Source organism: Rathayibacter caricis DSM 15933, assembly GCF_003044275.1.
Lineage (GTDB): Bacteria > Actinomycetota > Actinomycetes > Actinomycetales > Microbacteriaceae > Rathayibacter > Rathayibacter caricis.
Map to the genome: position 1 here is coordinate 540,619 of NZ_PZPL01000001.1, position 16,858 is coordinate 557,476.

Below are 16,858 nucleotides of genomic sequence, written 5' to 3' on the forward strand. Positions count from 1 at the left end.
GAGGACAGGATCCGTCCGCATCCCCCGGCACAGTGGGCATCGCCGGGAGGACGTCCCGGCCGATCGGAGGGAATCCCATGAGCATCACCACCACCACGCACCTCAACTTCCGCGGCGAGGCCCGCGCGGCGCTCGAGTTCTACCGCTCGGTCTTCGGCGGTCGGCTCGACGCCGTCACGAACGACCAGGCGCAGCTCACGACCGACCCGGCCGAGGCCGACCAGCTCTCGTGGGGGCAGGTCGTCTCGGAGGCGGGCTTCCGCGTGATGGCCTTCGACGTGCGCTCCGGCACCGCGTACGACCCGGGCACGAACCCGGTGTTCGTCTCGGTCCGCGGCACCGACGCCGACGAGATCACGGGCTACTGGGAGTCGCTCGCCGAGGGCGCGGACATCGTCGCTCCGCTCGCCCCGTCCGGCTGGTCGCCGCTCTACGGCATGCTGCGCGACCGCTTCGGCGTCACCTGGGTCCTCGACGTCGAGGTCGCCTGGGCGGGCTGACCTACTCGGCTCCGCCCGTCTCGGCGTGCGGAGCCCCCACGGCCTTGGACTCCGGTGACCCCCGTTCGCGCAGGTACACCGACAGCGCGGCCATGCTGCCGACCGCGAGGAACTCGGACTGCCAGTTCTGCAGCGTGCGGTTCCAGAAGTCCGCGCTCATCAGGTACTCGGCGTACGAGACGGGCGCCGCGAGGTCCATCAGCTGCTGCTCCGAGTAGGCGACCCGCCCGGTGACCGACTGCGCGAACCACGACCCGAGGAAGATCGCGCCCATCACGAGCAGCAGCGAGTGGGAGTAGAACCAGCGGCGCGGACCGGGCGGCGCCGTCGCGGGGCCGGGTGACGACTCCTCCGCGTACTCCCCCACCCGCTGCTCCTCGTCGGTGCCCGGGCCCTGGTCGTCCACCGTCTTCGACTCGGACGAGCCGCGCTGCACGAACCACACGGTGGCGGCGATGTAGAGGAAGAACTGCAGGTACTCCGACTGCCAGTTCTCGGCGACGTCGCCCGCGAAGCTCGACGAGGTGACGTAGCGGAGCCAGCCGACGGGCTGGAGTCCGGCGGACTCGAGCTCCTGCCGGTACGAGAGCAGCCCCGCGATCGACTGGCCGGCGAGGCTCAGGAGGAACAGGGCCGCGAACACCAGCGTCAGCGAGTTGTCGCGCAGGAAGGAGCGCGTCGGGGTGCGGGGCTCGCGGAGCAGCGAGGTCACCGGTGCAGCACCCCCAGCGCGACGAAGTAGACCAGGCCCGCCGAGACGACGGCGAGGCAGCCCGTGAAGACGGCGCGCATCAGGAGCCGTCGATCCTGCAGTCGAACGGAGTGTCCTCACCGGTCGGCGCGCAGCCCGCGGCCCGCACGCGCCAGCCGTCGCCGCTGGCCGCGAGGAACACGGTGTCGCCGTCGAGCTCCACGATCGCGCCCTGCCCGAACGCCTCGGCGCGCGGCTCGCCCGTGCCTGCCGCCAGCGCGAGCGAGCCGATCGCCTGCACGCAGTCCGTCCCCTCCTGCTCGGTCAGCGCCGCCGCCGCCTGCGGAGTGAGGAGGGCGCACACCGCGGCGCCGTCGCCCCGTGCGAGGGCCGCCTCGAACGCGGCCGCGGTGCTCTCGGCCGCCGCGGTGTCGGGCCCGGAGCAGCCGGCCAGAGCGAGCACCGGCACGAGCGCTGCGAGCGTCCTTCTCCTCATGCGTCCACCTCCACGACGCCACGGTAGGACGGGACCGGCCGGGTGCTGGAGGGCGTTGACAGGCGGCACTGCGGCGTCCTCGCGCGCTCGCCGCATCTCCGTCGACCGCTGCCCGGAGGGAGGAGGATGACCGCATGTGCTCCCCGTGCCGCCGGCCCCTCGCATGACCGCCGCCCCGCCGCCCCTCCTCGTCAGGATGCGCCCGCGCTCCGTCGACGAGCAGCACCGCGCATCGAGCCCGCTCGAACTGCTCGTCGACCTGACGTTCGTCGTCGCGATCGCCCAGATCGTGCAGCAGCTCGCCCACGCGATCGAGGAGGGGCACGCCGGCGAGACGCTCCTCCCCTTCGGCATGGTGTTCTTCGCCATCTGGTGGGCGTGGATGAACTTCACCTGGTTCGCCTCCGGCTACGACACCGACGACGTGCCGTACCGGCTGCTGACGCTCGCGCAGATGGCGGGCGTCCTCGTCCTGGCGGCCGGGGTGCCGACGGCGTTCGAGAGCGGCGACTTCACCGCGATCACGATCGGCTACGCGATCATGCGGATGGCGCTGGTCAGCCAGTGGGTCCGCGTCGCCGTGTCCTCGCCCGCGCACCGCCGCTCCGCTCAGCGCAGCGCGATCGGGTTCACCCTCGTGCAGGTCGGCTGGCTCCTGAGGCTCCTGCTCCCGGAGCAGGGGGCGATCGCGAGCTTCGTCGTGCTCGCGGCCCTGGAGCTGTGCGTCCCCCTGTACGCGGCGCGGAAGGGCGAGCCGAGCTGGCATCCGCACCACATCGCGGAGCGGTACGGGCTCTTCACGATCATCCTGCTCGGCGAGGGCGTGCTGGCCGCGGTGGCCGGGATGCAGGAGTCGCTGGCCGAGCGCGGGTTCAGCGCGCCGCTCGCGCTGGTCTCGCTGGCGGCGCTCGTGCTCGTCTTCGCGCTGTGGTGGCTGTCGTACCTCCACCCCTCGGGCGAGCTCCTCGAGGCGCGACGCGGCCTGTCGTACCGCTGGGGCTACGCGCACTACCTCGTCTTCGCGGCGCTGGCGGCGCTCGGAGCCGGGCTGGAGTCGGCCGTCGCGGCCACCGCCGGGCACCTCGAGGAGACGGAGCTCGTGCTCGGCGCCGCGGTGGCCGTCCCCGTGGCCGGATACCTGATCCTGCTCTGGGCGGTCCACCGTCCGCTCGGTGATCGCGAACCGCTCCGGGCCGCGATCGTGCTGCCCGCCGTCGCGCTGGTCGCCGCGGCACCGCTGACCGCGCCGGCGATCGGAGTGGCCGGCACCGTCGCTGTCATCGCCGTCGTCTGCGCGGGGCTCGTGGCCGCCGTCCTGGTGCGCGAGCGGGCGGGCGGCGTGCGGGCGTAGCGGGAAGCGTCCCTCCCGACCTGCGGATACGCTCGACCGCGCGGGCGCCGATGCGGCGCGGAACGGGAGCGGCATGGCCACGGTGGACTCGGCGGAGCGGCGCGCGCGCCTGATCGGCCTGCTCGAGCGCGACGGTGCCGTGCGGCTCGACGACGCGGCGGCCGAGCTCGACGTCTCGACCATGACCGTGCGGCGCGACCTCGCCGATCTCGAGGCGGAGGGGCGGCTCAGCCGGGTCCGCGGAGGAGCGGTCCCGGCGCTGCGCCCGCGCCCGTTCGCCGAGCGCCTGGCCGCCGGAGCCGCCGCGAAGCGCGAGATCGCGAGGAAGGCCGTCGCCCTCGTGCCCGCGAGCGGCGCGATCGCGGTCGACGCCTCCTCCACCGCCGGCACCCTGCTCGGCGCCGCCCCGGAGTCGCCGCAGCTGCTCGTCGCCACGAACTCGCTCGAGAACCACGCCTCGGCCCGCCGTGCCACGCGCGCCCGCGTGGTGCTGATCGGCGGGGAGCTCGAGGAGGAGACCGACAGCTTCGTCGGCCCGCTCGCGTGCTCGAGCGCGGCCGAGCTGCACTACGACCGCTTCTTCACCTCCGCCTCGGCCGTGTCGATCGACGGGACCAGCGAGGTGACGCTGCAGGAGGCGCAGGTCAAGCGCGTCTTGGTCGCGTCGTCGAGCGAGACCGTGCTGCTCGTGGACTCGACGAAGCTCGAGCGCACGGCGCTGGCGCGGGCCCTCGCCTGGGACGCGATCAGCGTGATGGTGACGGAGCTCGACCCGGCGGACGCGCGCCTGGAGCCGTTCCGCGGGCTGGTCGAGCTGCGCTGAGGCCGACGGATCGTCCGGGATGCGTCGATCACATCGATGCCGACGACCCGCCGCTCACTGGCGTGGTAGCGGCGGAGCGGCGCTCTGAGATCATGTGGTGGCCCTCCTCCGCCGCCCGGTGACGCGACCGTGCAGTTCCGCCGCCGATGACGGCTACGTCTCGTGATCATCAGCCGACCCCGTCCTCGATTCGAGGCGCAGCGCGCCTAGCGCCGCCGGCCCCGCTGCTGAGCGCAATGACGGCGAGGGCGATAGCACGATTCCGGCTGCTGCGGAAGGCACGAGCGCCTCGCCGAGGAGGAGGGCGGCGAGCCCTGTGGCGGTGGCGGGTTCGAGGAGCGTCGCCACGGCGGCGGTTTTCGCCGGGGCCGAGCGAAGTCGGGTGAACAGCAGCAGTGACGCCGCTGCCATCGTGATGATCCCGAGATACCCGATCGCGGCCAGGGACGAGAGATCGGTCGTGACCACGAGGCCGGTGACGACAGCGATGGGCAGGAGGCAGACAGCTCCGACCGCGATCGTCCCCGTTGTGAGTGGGAGCGCTGCGATCGTGATCGCCGCGGTTCTGGCCGTGATCGTGGTGATTGCATACGGGCAACATGCTCCTGCCTCGGGAGCGCGGAGGCTTGGTCGTCGTCTCTTTGTCCCCACCTTGGTGATAGCGGAGCAGTTCAAGCTGTAGAGATAATGAGCCGCTTCTCAACCGGGCGGTATGGGTTGCTCCTCTTCCGTCCTCCCGAGCGATGTTGCGGTCCCTGTCACATCCTCGATTGGTTCCCGATGCTGCCCAAGCTCTCCTCGCGTGCCCGCATTGCGATGCTCCTGCTCATAGCGCTCGTTCTGACCGCGCTACCTGCAGCCCCGGCGGCTGCGGCGACGGCGTTCACGACGGCGCCGACGCCGACGATTACGGGGACGACGTCGGTCGGTTCGACTCTGACGGCGAACCAGGGGACGTGGAACCCGGTGCCGACGTTCACGTATCAGTGGAAGCGGGGAACCACCGTCATCACCGGGGCGACCGCGAAAACCTACAAGCCCATCACGACCGACGTCGGCAAGACCCTCACTGTCACTATCACCGGCACTAAGACCGGCTACACCACCACCTCCAAGACCTCTCTCGCGACGGCGGCGATCAAAGCGCCGGCCGCGTTCACTGCTGCACCGGTCCCGACAGTCACGGGGTCGACGACGGTGGGGGCGACGTTGACGGCGAATTCGGGGACGTGGAATCCGGTTCCGACGTTCACGTATCAGTGGAAACGGGGGACCACCTCGATCAGCGGCGCGACCGCGTCGACCTACAAGCCCGTCACCGCCGATGTCGGTGCGACCCTGACTGTCACCGTGACCGGCACGAAGACCGGATACACCACCACCCCCAAGACAAGCGCACCGACAGCGGCGATCAAAGCGCCGGCCGCGTTCACTGCTGCACCAACCCCAACGATTACGGGGACGACGTCGGTCGGTTCGACTCTGACGGCGAACACAGGGACGTGGAACCCGGTCCCGACGTTCACGTATCAGTGGAAGCGCGGCTCCACCGCGATCACCGGAGCGACTGCATCCACCTACAAGCCTGTCACCGCCGACGTCGGCGCCACCTTGACCGTCACCGTCACCGGAACCAAAACCGGCTACACCACCACCACGAAAATCTCCGCAGCGACCGCAGCGATCAAAGCTGCTGCGGCGACGGCGTTCACGGCCGCACCGACACCGACGATCACGGGCACGGCGAGCGTGGGTTCGACTCTGACGGCGAACGCAGGGACGTGGAACCCGGTCCCGACGTTCACGTATCAGTGGAAGCGCGGCTCCACGGCGATCACCGGAGCGACTGCATCGACTTACAGGCCTGTCACCGCCGACGTCGGCGCCACCCTGACGGTCACCGTCACCGGCACTAAGACCGGCTACACCACCACCTCCAAAACCTCTCTCGCGACGGCCGCGATCAAAGCTGCTGCGGCGACGGCGTTCACGGCCGCACCGACACCGACGATCACGGGCACGGCGAGCGTGGGTTCAACTCTGACGGCGAACACAGGGACGTGGAACCCGGTCCCGACGTTCACGTATCAGTGGAAGCGCGGCTCCACCGCGATCACCGGAGCGACCGCATCGACTTACAAGCCTGTCACCGCCGACGTCGGCGCCACCCTGACGGTCACCGTCACCGGAACCAAAACCGGCTACACCACCACCACGAAAACGAGCGCTGCGACCGCAGCAATTGCCTCAGAGGGTATGGCGACCTTTACGACAGCGCCGCAGCCCAGCCTCGGCATGGGCGGGACGCCTATGGCTGGCTCCACATTATTCTCGCACGCCGGTACATGGAAGCCCACGCCTACTAGCCTCGCCTACCAATGGACTCGGAATAGTATAGCGATCGCCGGCGCGACTTCATCCACCTACATCGCAACGCGAGCCGACATAGGCGCAAACATCGGTGTCACTGTCACAGCCAGCAAAACCGGATACGCAACTACAGCGAAAGTCTCAACCAGCGAGATACTCATTCAGCCCAAGATACTGGTCTCCGGACCGATTTCCGCTGACACTACCTGGACACCCGACTATCCATACGTCCTCCAAGAGGTCTGGGACGGGCGCTTCTATATCGAACCCGGCGCGACCCTCACTATCCAGGCTGGAACTTCTATCGAGAGCGTGGATCGCTTCGTCGTTCAAGGCTCCCTCAAAATAGCTGGAACGAACACAAATCCCGTCAAAATTAAGTTTATTGACGTAGGAGATTGGTGGGCTCCGAGTATCGAAGTTGAGCCGCGCGCTCGCGTCGAGATTACTAACCTAATTCAGGACCAAGGATATATCATCTCCGATAATGCGAAGATGTTCTCCTTGACCAAATCAAATGTCCCCTGGGTCTCTGCGAAGAGAGATTGGTCCAACCGCACTATCTACCAGGAAGAGTATGACTACAAAGAAATAGTCATAACTGACAATACCTTCGAAAGACTCTCCATCAATTCGGGCTGGAGGCCCTACTACTGGGACCCAGCAACAATAGCGCCGATTGAAGCGCAAAGAAACACTGTCTATGATGACGGGGCTGCCGTAAAGAACGGCTTTGGCGGGGCTATTGAAATTACTGATTACCAGTTGCAGCCTTCTACTTTCAGCGGAACCAAAGTCGTCGGGTCGTCACCCTTTGTGCTGAAAGGGCGCCTTGTCGAAGACTGGACGATCCCCGCCGGCAACGGATATCTCTTTGGAGAATCGGGGGATTATTTCCAAGTTTTTGATTCTTCTCTAACGGTGCAAGCTGGAGCAACTATGAAGTTCGTCAATACGCTTTACGATCGCTCCGGGTTGTACATTGGCGCCAATGGTAGGTTTATAAGCGAAGGAACCTCTACAAGTCCAGTGGTCTTGACGTGCGAACCAGGGTCTGAATACTATAACTATCCACAGTGTTGGCAAGGCCTAAGTGCCGCGGCCGGCGCGGAAGTGAACCTTAGCAACACGGAAATAAGGCACGCTCGGGTAGGTCTTAATGTCTATAGCGAAGCAAAAGTATGGATGCGGGGATCATTCGTTCAGAATGCTGTTGCCGTACGGACTGAGGGGAACGCTTACGTCGATGCGCGAGAAAGCGACTGGGGTTCGCCCTCCGGTCCCTCCAAGACCGACATCGAAGGCAGGGGCGTTGATTACATCCCTTGGAAGGGGTGGGAAACAATTCCGAGGCCGGCAATAGGCGAGCCTCAACCAGTACCCAATGATACCGCGGAGTACTGCCCGGCGCTCACGGCATTTGGGTTGCGAGGATCAGGGGAGGCGCCAAGAGGGATTTGGCTCGGCTCCGACGATGGATGGTCGAAGCCGACGTTTGAAGGTGAATCGGACGGCTTTGGCGACCTAAACGCGACGACCCTGCAGCACATCGAGACTCAGATGGGAGTTACCTCCGGTCTCATAAAGAGGGTCGCGATTCAGTATCAGGCGGAAGATGTACCGGTCGTTGATGAACACCACGGGGACGTATTCACGTTCTGGAACAGTATCTACGACGGTGTTGATAAACTAAAGTCGCGGCTCGAGAGAGAGTATGCGGATTGTGGAGATAAAACGAGGTACGTCATTCTTGGGTACTCACAAGGAGCTCTATCCACTCACAAAGCACTGCAAGAGCTTGGCGACGATGACTCCCCAGTCCTGAAGCAAATTGCTGCAGTCGGACTCATATCTGACCCTGCTCGGAATCTCGATCAGCAGGAAAGTTTTTGGAGCGCAATGCCGGTAGTAGAAGACCAGCTCGTAGCTACGCCTCCTAGCCTTGTCCTCGACGCCAGCGTCGGCTCCTGGTCCTTGTTGATCGGCACACCAGTTCTACCAGCCTCGATCACCTCTGTCACCACTTCAATATGCCACGAATTTGACACAGTATGCGCGGTCCGGCCAGGCGCCAACATGGCCGAGCATTTCACCTATCAAAGTGATTTGCGGGGATTGGCTTATGAGATCGCATCCCGGCCACGTATGACCATCTCTCCTGATTTATAAGAACTGAAGCGCGCTCGTGCGGGAGATGCTGGGCTCAGTCTCTGGGTTATCCGATAATGGTGACCTGTATATATAGTTGCCGATCTACACCGAGGACCCTGGCCTAGGACGCGGATGAGTGGGCAACAGAGAAGGGGAGCACCGATCGGTGCTCCCCTTCTTGCATGCCCGGCGTGCCTCTATCGGCTGAGGTCGCCTCGGTCGGCGCCCTGACCCTGGCCGCGGATTCGGCGCGTCGCTGGGACGGTGCTCGTGGCCGCCTTCGACGTCACCGCGGAGCTGGCCGGGGTCGCGTGCGCGCTGTCGGCGCTCATCCGAGCCTCGATCAGGTGCGGCGGGACGCCCTTGGACTCCATCGCCTGCACGGTTGCGTGCCGACGTTCCGAGCTGTCGTACGCGACTTCCCCCGCCTCGCGGCTCGCAGAGGATCGGTGGCGGGAGGCGTGGTGTCGGTCCTGGCGCCGTTGGCGCCCTGCGCGGTCCCCTGGCGCTCCGTGGGGGCGGGATCGCGGAAGAGCTGCGCCTGCGCGCGGGCGTCCGCGGCCAGCTCGCGTAGCTCGTCCGGCGTGGCGTGCTCGGTGCCGCCGGCCGTGGCGTCACGGTCTTAGTGGTTCGCGCGCGCTTCGAACTGTGCAGCCATCTCCGCGCGGCCGTTGTCGACGTCGGATGCGCCGGTGGTTTCTCGAGCGGCGGCGTCCCGGCCGCGGGCGTCGTTCGCGCGGTCGAGCCTGTCGGTTTCTGCGATGAGGCGTTGCGCCTCCGTGACCTCTACTCCCGCTCGAGCACGCTCGGGAGCTTCCGCGTTCTTCCAATCGTCCACGAGGCCCGCTCGCGCAGCAGCGACGGCCGCGGGGTCCGGTGTGGAAACCTGGCCGGTGTCGGTCCGGTCGATCGAGGTCTGTACCCGGTAGTCCTGGAATGCGGCCGGGTCGATGTCGCGCTTCCACTCCTCAGCCGCAGGGAGTTCAGAGTGTTGGCGTCGCCCGCGAGCGCCGCGCGGTAGTCGGTAATCAGAGCGCGCTCCGCGTTAATCAGAGCGCGCTCCGCGTTCACGTCCGGCTCCACGCGGCCGCCCGCCTGGATGGTGAGGCGGTCGTCATCGTGGCGGTGGTAGTGCTCCGGCGCGAAGCCCGTGACCCAGTCACCCGCCGGGGTCACCTGCGCCCCCTGCTGATCGAGTAGGCCGCGGAGCGGCCGTATCGAGATCCCCGTCCGCGCACCGCCGGCGTCAGCGGCGGGTCGGCGCCGCCGTCGAGTCGCGGACGATGAGCTCGGGGTTCAGCTGGATCCGGTAGATCGACCGGCGCGGGTTCTCGATCCGGTCGACCAGGAGGCGCACCGCCGCCTCGCCCACCTCGGTGCGGGGCGGGCTCACCGCGGTCAACGCGGGCGTGAACAGGCGCGCCACCTCGTCGTCGTAGGCGATGACCGAGAGGTCGCCCGGCACCGAGATGCCGCGGTTGAGCGCGAGATCGACGAACGCCATCGCCTCGGGGTCGGAGTGGACGAGCAGCGCCGTGACTCCGGTCGCCCGCGCGGTCTCGAGCGTCGCGTTCACGACCTCCGAGAACTCGGGGCTCGAGCGGTCGGGCAGCAGCTGCTCGAAGTGGTCGGCGGGGGTGAGGCCGAGCGACTGGCAGGCGCGCAGCCAGCCCGCCGTGATCTTCCGCGAGGTGGGCGAGGAGCGGGAGAGCACGAGCTCCACCTTCCGGTGCCCGAGCTCGGCGAGGTGGCGCGCGGCGAGTACGGCGCCGAGCGCGTGGTCGGTGGTGACCGTCTCGAGCTGCAGGTCGCCCTCGGGCTCGAGCGTCACGTCGCGCTCGACCAGCACCACGGGCACCGAGCAGTCGCTGAGCCAGCGGATGACCTCGCCCGAGTGCTCGGTGTCGGTGTTCGGCGCGACGATGAGCCCGCGCACGTCCCCCGACTTCAGGAGGCGCTCGAGGACGGGGCGCTCGTCCTGCAGCTCGTAGGAGGCTCCGCGCAGGATCACCTCGTAGCCCAGGCGCTCCCCCGCCTTCTCCATCCCGCGCAGAACGCCCGGCCAGTAGTAGGCGAGCGACGGGACCAGCACGGCGATCGAGCCGAGCGTCGCCGCGTCGCCTCGAGGCGAGCGGGGGTCTCGGCCGAGGAGGCGAGGGCGACGGCACCGCCGTGCACCCGGCTGAGCAGTCCCTCCCGCTCCATGTCGACGAGGTCGCGGCGGAGCGTCACGGTGGCCACTCCGAGCGCCTCCGTGAGCTGCGAGATCCGCACCGCTCCCTCCGAGGCGAGGGTCGTCAGGATGTGCGCGCGCCGCTCCGCGGCAAGAGGTCGTGGCAGCGTCTGATCGCTCATGTCCGGTCTCCGATCGATGTGTCCATTTGTAGCGGTAACCGGAGGAGCCCCGTCGCGCAGACGGTGACGCGTGGGCTCACTCGATCGGTAATGATCATTTAACAGCACCAGGCGTCTTGCTGTGTCGCTTTTCGCTGTGTACGCTTCTGATTTGTTCGGCCCGCTGGTGGGCGAGCCGGCATCGATTCGAAGGAGAACGAGGTGGACCCTCAGGGCGACTGGTCGCGGGACCGCTGGGTCGGCTTCGCCGACTCCCTCCTCTCCTCCGCGATGGAGTACGCGTCCGACGGCCACGGCCGGATCCTCCTCCCGGGCGCCGAGGGCGGCTACGGCCGCGCGGTCGACGGGCTCGAGGGCTTCGCCCGCACCTTCCTCCTCGCCGGGTTCCGCATCGCGGGCGAGCGGGGCGTCGGCGTCGACCACCTGATCGACTTCTACTCCCGCGGCATCGCGACCGGCGTCGACCCCGACGCCGCCGACCGCTGGGTCCGCCTCGAGGAGCACGCGCAGGCGAAGGTCGAGGCCGCCTCGATCGCCCTCGTCCTCGACCTCACCCGCCCCTGGATCTGGGACCGCCTCGACGCCCTCACGCAGCAGCGCGTGATCGCCTACCTCGAGCCCGTCGTCGGCGACGACACCTACCCGCAGACCAACTGGGTCTGGTTCCGGATCGTCGTCCAGACCTTCCTCCGCTCGGTCGGCGGTGCGTGGTCGGCCGAGGACATCGCCGCCGACCTGGCCCGGCACGACTCCTTCGTGCGCGAGGACGGCTGGATGGCCGACGGCGTGGAGCGCGCCTTCGACCACTACGTGGGCTGGGCGCTGCACGTGTACCCCGTGCTGTGGTCGCGGATGCAGGGCGCGGCGGAGCTCACCGCCGGGCGCCGGGCGCACGACACCGCGCAGCTCGACCGCTACCTCTCGGACGCGCTCGCCCTGACCGGCGGTGACGGCTCGCCGCTGCTGCAGGGCCGCAGCCTGATCTACCGCTTCGCCGCCGCGGCCCCGTTCTGGGTCGGCGTGCTGGCCGAGGTGCCCTCGCACTCGCCCGGCGCCCTCCGCCGCGCGGCGAGCGCCGTCGTCTCGCACTTCGCCGACCACGGAGCTCCGGACGAGCGGGGCGTGCTCACGATGGGCTGGCACCACGAGTGGCGCACGCTCGCCCAGTCCTACTCGGGACCCGGATCGCCGTACTGGGCGGTCAAGGGGATGCTCGGCATCGCCCTGCCGGCCGACCACCCCGTGTGGTCCGCCCCCGCCGAGCCGCTGCCGATCGAGCGCTCCGACGAGCTGCTGAGCATCGCCTCCCCCGGCTGGATCGTCTCGGGGACCCGCGACGACGGCATCGTCCGCGTGGTCAACCACGGCACCGACAAGGCGCTCGAGGGCACCGTCTCGGCGGACTCTCCGCTGTACGCCCGCCTGGGCTACTCGACGGCCGCGGCCCCGCTGCTCGACGAGCGCGGCTGGAGCGAGCCGCTCGAGCAGAGCGTCGCCCTCGTGGACGCGACCGGCGCCGGCACGGCCCGCACCGGCATGACCTGCACGGGGACCGCGATCGACGGCTCCGTCGGCCGCGCCGGATCGACGTGGGACGCGCACTGGATCCGGGCGGCGGCGTCCTCGCACCGGCACGGCGAGGGACTGTCCGGCAGCGCCCGCCTCGCCGGGCACCTGGTCGTCGACTCGCTCGTGCGCGGCCCCTGGGAGCTGCGGGTCGTGCGCGTCGACTCGCTCGCCGACGACGTCCGACCCGAGGATCTGCGCCTGCGGATCGGCGGCTGGGCGACGGCCGGTGACGACGTGGCGACCGCGGCGGACGACTCCGGAGCCACGGCGGCCTCGGCCGGCCGGACCAGCGCCATCACCCTGCTGTCGGGCGGCGACGTCGACCCCGACGTCGTCGAGCGCGACGGCGCCTCCCCGCTCGGCCCCCGCGTCGCGGTGCCGGTGCTGAGCGTCCCCGTCGTCGCCGGCGAGCTCGTCGTCGCCCTGATCACCCTCACGGGTGCGGACGCGCCGCTCGCCGCCGCCGTCCGGGTCGCCCGCGAGGGCGACGACCTGCACGTGTCCGCGACCTGGCCCGACGGCCTGGTCACCGAGCACGTCCTCACAGACTCCGGAGGCGCCGCACGGCCGCTCCGGTACCCGCGGACCCGAGGTGGGGTCCTGCACGCCGATGCAAAGGAGCAGCACGCATGAAGAGAAGATTCGCCGTCACGGGGGTGGCCCTCGCCGCCGCCCTGTCCCTCACCGCCTGCTCGGGAGGAGGAGGCGGTGACGCCGCCGCCCCCGCCGACGGTCCCGTCACCCTGTCGCTCTCGGGCTGGAGCCTGAGCACGACGCCCGAGTTCCAGGCGCTGGCCGACGCGTTCAGCGAGAAGGACCCCGACGTCACGATCGAGGTCAAGGAGTACGACGCCACCAACTACGACACGCTGATGACCGCGGACCTCGCGGCCGGCAGCGGGCCCGACATCATCACGCAGAAGAACGTGAAGAACGTCGTGACCTACCAGTCGGGCGGCCAGCTGATGGACGTCTCGGACGTCGAGATCCCCGACTCCATCGGCGGAGCGGAGGCCTACGAGGTCGACGACAAGCAGTGGGCGACCCCCTACCGCCAGGACTCGTGGGTCCTCTTCTACAACAAGGACCTGTTCGACCAGGCCGGCGTCGCGTACCCCGACGGCTCCTGGACCTGGGACGACTACGAGTCGAACGCCGAGTCGCTGAAGACCGCGCTCTCGGCCGCCGGCAGCACCGCGAACGGCACCTACGGCCACAGCTGGCAGTCGACCGTCCAGGGCTTCGCCGCCGCGCAGACCCCCGACGTCGACATCCTCGGCGGCGACTACAGCTACCTCGAGCCGTACTACGAGCGCGTCCTCGCGCTGCAGGACGCCGGCGCGCAGGTCGACTACAACACCGTCGTCGCCAACAAGCTCACCTACCAGGCCGAGTTCGGCAAGCAGAACGCCGCGATGATGCCGATGGGCACCTGGTTCGTCGCGTCGCTGATCGCCCAGCAGAAGTCGGGCGACTCCGACACCTTCAACTGGGGCATCGCGCCGATCCCGCAGTTCGACGAGTCGACGACCGGTGAGGGCGACACCCCGGTGACCTTCGGCGACCCGACCGGCTTCGGCATCAACGCGAACATCGACGAGTCCAAGGCGGCCGCCGCCAAGGAGTTCCTCGAGTTCGCCGCGAGCGAGGAGGGCGCGGAGGTCGTCGCGTCGCTCGGCATCACCCCGGCGCTCACCAGCGACGCGGTGGCCGAGGCCTACTTCGCCGTCGAGGGCGCACCCACCGACGAGCTGTCGAAGACCGCCTGGTCCGAGCACGACACCAAGCCGGAGAACCCCACCTCGGCCAAGACCGCGGCCGTGCAGAACATCCTGCTCGACCTGCACACCTCGGTCCTCTCGGGCTCCGCGAGCATCGAGGACGCCGTGAAGTCGGCGGACGACCGCGTGAAGAACGAAGTCGGCACCGACTGACTCCCCGCGGTGGCCGGCCGACCCCGGCCGGCCACCGCCTCCGCTCCACCCCGGCACAGCCTCAGCCCCAACCCCGCCCAGACCTTGGAGGTCTCATGACGACCCTCGCCGCCGCCGACGCCGGCACGTCGACACCGCCGCCGAAACGGCGCCGCTCCGCGTACGCGGTGAGGAACACCCTCATCGGGTACACCTTCATCCTCCCGAACTTCCTCGGCTTCGCGGCGCTCACGCTCGTGCCGGTGATCACGCTCTTCTACATGTCGCTCACCGACTGGAACGTGTTCGGGCAGGCGAACTGGGTCGGGCTCGCGAACTTCCAGCGCCTGCTCGGCGACGGCAGCTTCCGCATCGCGCTGACCAACACGCTCTACTACGCCGCGCTGCACATCCCGCTGACGCTGATCGTCTCGCTCGGGCTCGCGCTGCTGCTCAACAACAAGCTCCGCGGTGTCGCGTTCTTCCGCACCGCCGCGTTCTTCCCCTACATCACGTCGATCGTCGCGATCGCCGTCGTGTGGAACCTGCTCTTCAGCCCCGAGTACGGACCGATCAACGAGATCCTCCGCGCGGTCGGCTTCTCGAGCCCGCCCGGGTGGCTGACGTCGTCGGAGTGGGCGATGCCCGCCGTCGTCATCATCAGCACCTGGCGCGACATGGGCTACTACATGATCCTGTTCCTCGCCGGCCTCCAGACGGTGCCGCGCGAGCTCCACGAGGCCGCCCGCGTCGACGGTGCGTCCGTCTGGCAGCGCTTCGTCAACGTGACGATCCCGTGCCTGCGGCCGACCACGTTCTTCGTCACCGTGATGCTGACCATCAACTCGTTCAAGATCTTCGATCTGATCCTGGTGATGACCCAGGGCGGGCCCGGCCAGGCCACCCTCGTGCTCTCGCAGTTCATCTACCAGAAGGGCTTCCAGGAGAACCAGTTCGGCTACGCGTCGGCGGCCTCGGTGGTCCTCTTCCTCCTCTGCATCGTCGTCACGCTCGTGCAGTTCTTCCTCAACAGAAGGAGTGAGTCCCGATGACCGGACTGCTGATCCCCGAGGGCGCTCCCGTCCTGCCGCGCGTCGACGAGCCGCTCGCGCCCCGTCGGAAGACCGCCGGCCGCTCCACCCTGTCGCGCGTGGGCCGCCTGCTCGGCTACGCCGTGATGATCCTCGCCGCGGCCGCGCTGCTGCTGCCGTTCTTCTGGATGATCATGAGCTCGCTCAAGACGCCGAACGACGTCTTCTCGGTGCCGGTGAAGTGGGTGCCCGACACCTGGGTCTGGAACAACTACGTCGACATCTGGGCGCAGTCCGGGATGCTCACCTGGATCCGGAACACGCTGATCCTGGCGGTCGTCGTGACCGTGCTGCAGGTGCTCACCGGCTCGTTCGCGGCCTACGGCTTCTCGCGGATGCGGTTCCCGGGTCGCGACGTGCTGTTCCTGATCTACATCGGCACCATCGCGGTGCCGTGGCAGTCGTACATGATCCCGCAGTTCATCCTGCTGTCGAACCTGAAGGTGTCGAACACCCTCTGGGCGATCATCCTCATCCAGGCGTTCGGCGCGTTCGGCGTGTTCCTGATGAAGCAGTTCTACGAGACGATCCCCGAGGAGCTCTCGGAGGCCGCGCGCCTGGACGGCCTGAGCGAGTACGGCATCTGGGCCCGGATCATGGTGCCCCTGTCGATCCCCGCGATCGCGAGCCTCACGCTGCTCACCTTCGTCGCCACCTGGAACGACTACCTCGGCCCGCTGATCTACCTCCGCAACCCCGACCTCTGGACGATCCAGCTCGGGCTGCAGAGCTTCGTCAGCACCCTCTACGACGCCAACTACGCGCTGCTGTTCGCGGGCCTGGTCATCTCGGTGATCCCCATCGCCGTGGTCTTCCTGCTCGGTCAGAAGTACTTCGTCGAGGGCATCGCGACCAGCGGATTGAAGGGCTGACATGCGCCGCATCCCGCACGGCCTCTACGCCTCGCTCTTCGGCGTCGTCCACCTGATCCTCACGACCAACGTGCTGCTCGTGATCGGCTGCCTGCCGCTCGTGCTGCTGCTGATCACCACCGACCCCGCGCGGTCGTGGCCGCTGCTCGCGGCGGCCCTGCCGCTGTGCGCGCCGGCCGTCCGCGGAGCCTTCGCGGTCTTCGGCGAGCACGGCCGGGGCGGGACCCGCGTCGTCCGCACCTTCTGGGCCGCCTGGCGGCAGGGCTGGGGCCGCACCCTGGCCCTCGCGGCGGGGGCCACCGCGGTCGCCGCGATCGCGCTGGTCGACGTGCGGTTCCTCTCGACGTCGCAGATCGGAGTGGTCGTCGTGCCGCTCCTCCTGATCGTCGTGCTGCTCGTCGTCGGCACCGCCCCGGTCGTGCTGGTCGCGCTGATCGAGGCCCCCGGAGCCGCGCTGCCGCGCACCCTGCGGATCTCGCTGATCCTCGCCACCCGCCGCTGGCACCTGACCCTCGTGTCGCTGCTGGTCCTCGCGTTCCAGGCGTACCTCTTCACCCTCTCGCCGGCCCTCGCCCTCGGCGTCTCGGCGGCGCCCGCCCTGTACCTCGTCTGGGCCGACGCGCGCTACACCCTCCTGCCCGCCCTCCCCGCCGACCAGCCGGTCGCCGCGTGAGCC

15 protein-coding genes are annotated in these 16,858 nt (G+C 68.5%); 9 read left to right on the top strand and 6 right to left on the bottom strand.

Annotated elements, in window-relative coordinates; translation table 11 throughout:
- Nucleotides 1-77 precede the first annotated feature (77 nt).
- A complete protein-coding gene (locus C1I63_RS02575; protein ID WP_107573654.1) occupies nt 78-500 on the top strand; it encodes a VOC family protein in 423 nt (140 codons plus the stop codon).
- 1 nt (nt 501) lies between these two features.
- On the opposite strand, the gene C1I63_RS02580 is transcribed toward C1I63_RS02575, so the two are convergent.
- Together C1I63_RS02580 and C1I63_RS02585 are read right to left on the bottom strand one after the other, a co-directional pair.
- Entirely contained in the window at nt 502-1,212 is a 711-nt protein-coding gene (locus tag C1I63_RS02580) for a DUF6766 family protein (protein ID WP_244906957.1), read from the bottom strand.
- A 79-nt stretch (nt 1,213-1,291) separates the two neighbouring features.
- On the bottom strand, nt 1,292-1,687 hold the full coding sequence (locus C1I63_RS02585; protein WP_146168349.1) for a hypothetical protein: 396 nt from the start codon (nt 1,685-1,687) through the stop codon (nt 1,292-1,294).
- Nucleotides 1,688-1,850: 163 nt separating this feature from the next.
- On the opposite strand from C1I63_RS02585, the gene C1I63_RS02590 reads away from it, so the two are divergent.
- Complete coding sequence (locus C1I63_RS02590; RefSeq protein ID WP_211315550.1) at nt 1,851-3,038, top strand: low temperature requirement protein A; 1,188 nt, start codon at nt 1,851-1,853, stop codon at nt 3,036-3,038.
- A gap of 73 nt (nt 3,039-3,111) precedes the next feature.
- Complete coding sequence (locus C1I63_RS02595) at nt 3,112-3,861, top strand: DeoR/GlpR family DNA-binding transcription regulator (protein ID WP_107573656.1); 750 nt, start codon at nt 3,112-3,114, stop codon at nt 3,859-3,861.
- Nucleotides 3,862-4,014: 153 nt separating this feature from the next.
- Here C1I63_RS02595 and C1I63_RS02600 read toward each other — a convergent pair whose 3' ends face one another.
- Nucleotides 4,015-4,512, bottom strand: coding sequence for an EamA family transporter (locus tag C1I63_RS02600; RefSeq protein WP_244907176.1), 498 nt, complete (start codon nt 4,510-4,512; stop codon nt 4,015-4,017).
- 129 nt (nt 4,513-4,641) lie between these two features.
- Between C1I63_RS02600 and C1I63_RS02605 the strand changes: the two genes are divergently transcribed.
- Nucleotides 4,642-8,400, top strand: coding sequence for a cutinase family protein (locus C1I63_RS02605; protein ID WP_170116295.1), 3,759 nt, complete (start codon nt 4,642-4,644; stop codon nt 8,398-8,400).
- A 604-nt stretch (nt 8,401-9,004) separates the two neighbouring features.
- Here the strand turns inward: C1I63_RS02605 and C1I63_RS19360 are convergent.
- From C1I63_RS19360 to C1I63_RS02620, 3 genes are all read right to left on the bottom strand, one after another.
- Nucleotides 9,005-9,220, bottom strand: coding sequence for a hypothetical protein (locus C1I63_RS19360; protein ID WP_146168350.1), 216 nt, complete (start codon nt 9,218-9,220; stop codon nt 9,005-9,007).
- A gap of 408 nt (nt 9,221-9,628) precedes the next feature.
- The gene (locus C1I63_RS02615; protein ID WP_170116296.1) at nt 9,629-10,474 is read right to left on the bottom strand and encodes a LacI family DNA-binding transcriptional regulator; all 846 of its coding nucleotides are present in this window, start codon (nt 10,472-10,474) and stop codon (nt 9,629-9,631) included.
- Nucleotides 10,390-10,737, bottom strand: a complete 348-nt coding sequence (locus C1I63_RS02620; protein ID WP_107573661.1) for a DeoR family transcriptional regulator — start codon at nt 10,735-10,737, stop codon at nt 10,390-10,392. Before C1I63_RS02620 ends, C1I63_RS02615 begins: the two co-directional genes overlap by 85 nt.
- Before the next feature lie 201 nt (nt 10,738-10,938).
- On the opposite strand from C1I63_RS02620, the gene C1I63_RS02625 reads away from it, so the two are divergent.
- The 5 genes from C1I63_RS02625 (at nt 10,939) to C1I63_RS02645 (ending at nt 16,855) form a co-directional block, all read left to right on the top strand.
- Nucleotides 10,939-12,939 (top strand): DUF2264 domain-containing protein, encoded by a 2,001-nt coding sequence (locus tag C1I63_RS02625; protein ID WP_107573662.1) that lies wholly within the window; start codon nt 10,939-10,941, stop codon nt 12,937-12,939.
- Nucleotides 12,936-14,240: an extracellular solute-binding protein gene (locus C1I63_RS02630; RefSeq protein WP_107573663.1), complete on the top strand. Its 1,305-nt coding sequence runs from the start codon at nt 12,936-12,938 to the stop codon at nt 14,238-14,240. The genes C1I63_RS02625 and C1I63_RS02630 overlap by 4 nt, the downstream gene beginning before the upstream one ends.
- A gap of 95 nt (nt 14,241-14,335) precedes the next feature.
- Complete coding sequence (locus C1I63_RS02635) at nt 14,336-15,271, top strand: carbohydrate ABC transporter permease (RefSeq protein ID WP_107573664.1); 936 nt, start codon at nt 14,336-14,338, stop codon at nt 15,269-15,271.
- Nucleotides 15,268-16,182, top strand: a complete 915-nt coding sequence (locus C1I63_RS02640) for a carbohydrate ABC transporter permease (RefSeq protein WP_055789503.1) — start codon at nt 15,268-15,270, stop codon at nt 16,180-16,182. Before C1I63_RS02635 ends, C1I63_RS02640 begins: the two co-directional genes overlap by 4 nt.
- A gap of 1 nt (nt 16,183) precedes the next feature.
- Complete coding sequence (locus C1I63_RS02645) at nt 16,184-16,855, top strand: DUF624 domain-containing protein (RefSeq protein ID WP_107573665.1); 672 nt, start codon at nt 16,184-16,186, stop codon at nt 16,853-16,855.
- The last annotated feature ends 3 nt before the right edge of the window (nt 16,856-16,858 follow it).

What these genes read in the sequence shown, in the direction of transcription:
- C1I63_RS02575 (WP_107573654.1), top strand. Translation starts at nt 78, where the DNA reads ATGAGCATCACCACCACCACGCACCTCAACTTCCGCGGCGAGGCCCGC.
- C1I63_RS02585 (WP_146168349.1), bottom strand. Translation starts at nt 1,687, where the DNA reads ATGAGGAGAAGGACGCTCGCAGCGCTCGTGCCGGTGCTCGCTCTGGCC.
- C1I63_RS02590 (WP_211315550.1), top strand. Translation starts at nt 1,851, where the DNA reads ATGACCGCCGCCCCGCCGCCCCTCCTCGTCAGGATGCGCCCGCGCTCC.
- C1I63_RS02595 (WP_107573656.1), top strand. Translation starts at nt 3,112, where the DNA reads ATGGCCACGGTGGACTCGGCGGAGCGGCGCGCGCGCCTGATCGGCCTG.
- C1I63_RS02605 (WP_170116295.1), top strand. Translation starts at nt 4,642, where the DNA reads ATGCTGCCCAAGCTCTCCTCGCGTGCCCGCATTGCGATGCTCCTGCTC.
- C1I63_RS02620 (WP_107573661.1), bottom strand. Translation starts at nt 10,737, where the DNA reads ATGAGCGATCAGACGCTGCCACGACCTCTTGCCGCGGAGCGGCGCGCG.
- C1I63_RS02630 (WP_107573663.1), top strand. Translation starts at nt 12,936, where the DNA reads ATGAAGAGAAGATTCGCCGTCACGGGGGTGGCCCTCGCCGCCGCCCTG.
- C1I63_RS02635 (WP_107573664.1), top strand. Translation starts at nt 14,336, where the DNA reads ATGACGACCCTCGCCGCCGCCGACGCCGGCACGTCGACACCGCCGCCG.
- C1I63_RS02640 (WP_055789503.1), top strand. Translation starts at nt 15,268, where the DNA reads ATGACCGGACTGCTGATCCCCGAGGGCGCTCCCGTCCTGCCGCGCGTC.
- C1I63_RS02645 (WP_107573665.1), top strand. Translation starts at nt 16,184, where the DNA reads ATGCGCCGCATCCCGCACGGCCTCTACGCCTCGCTCTTCGGCGTCGTC.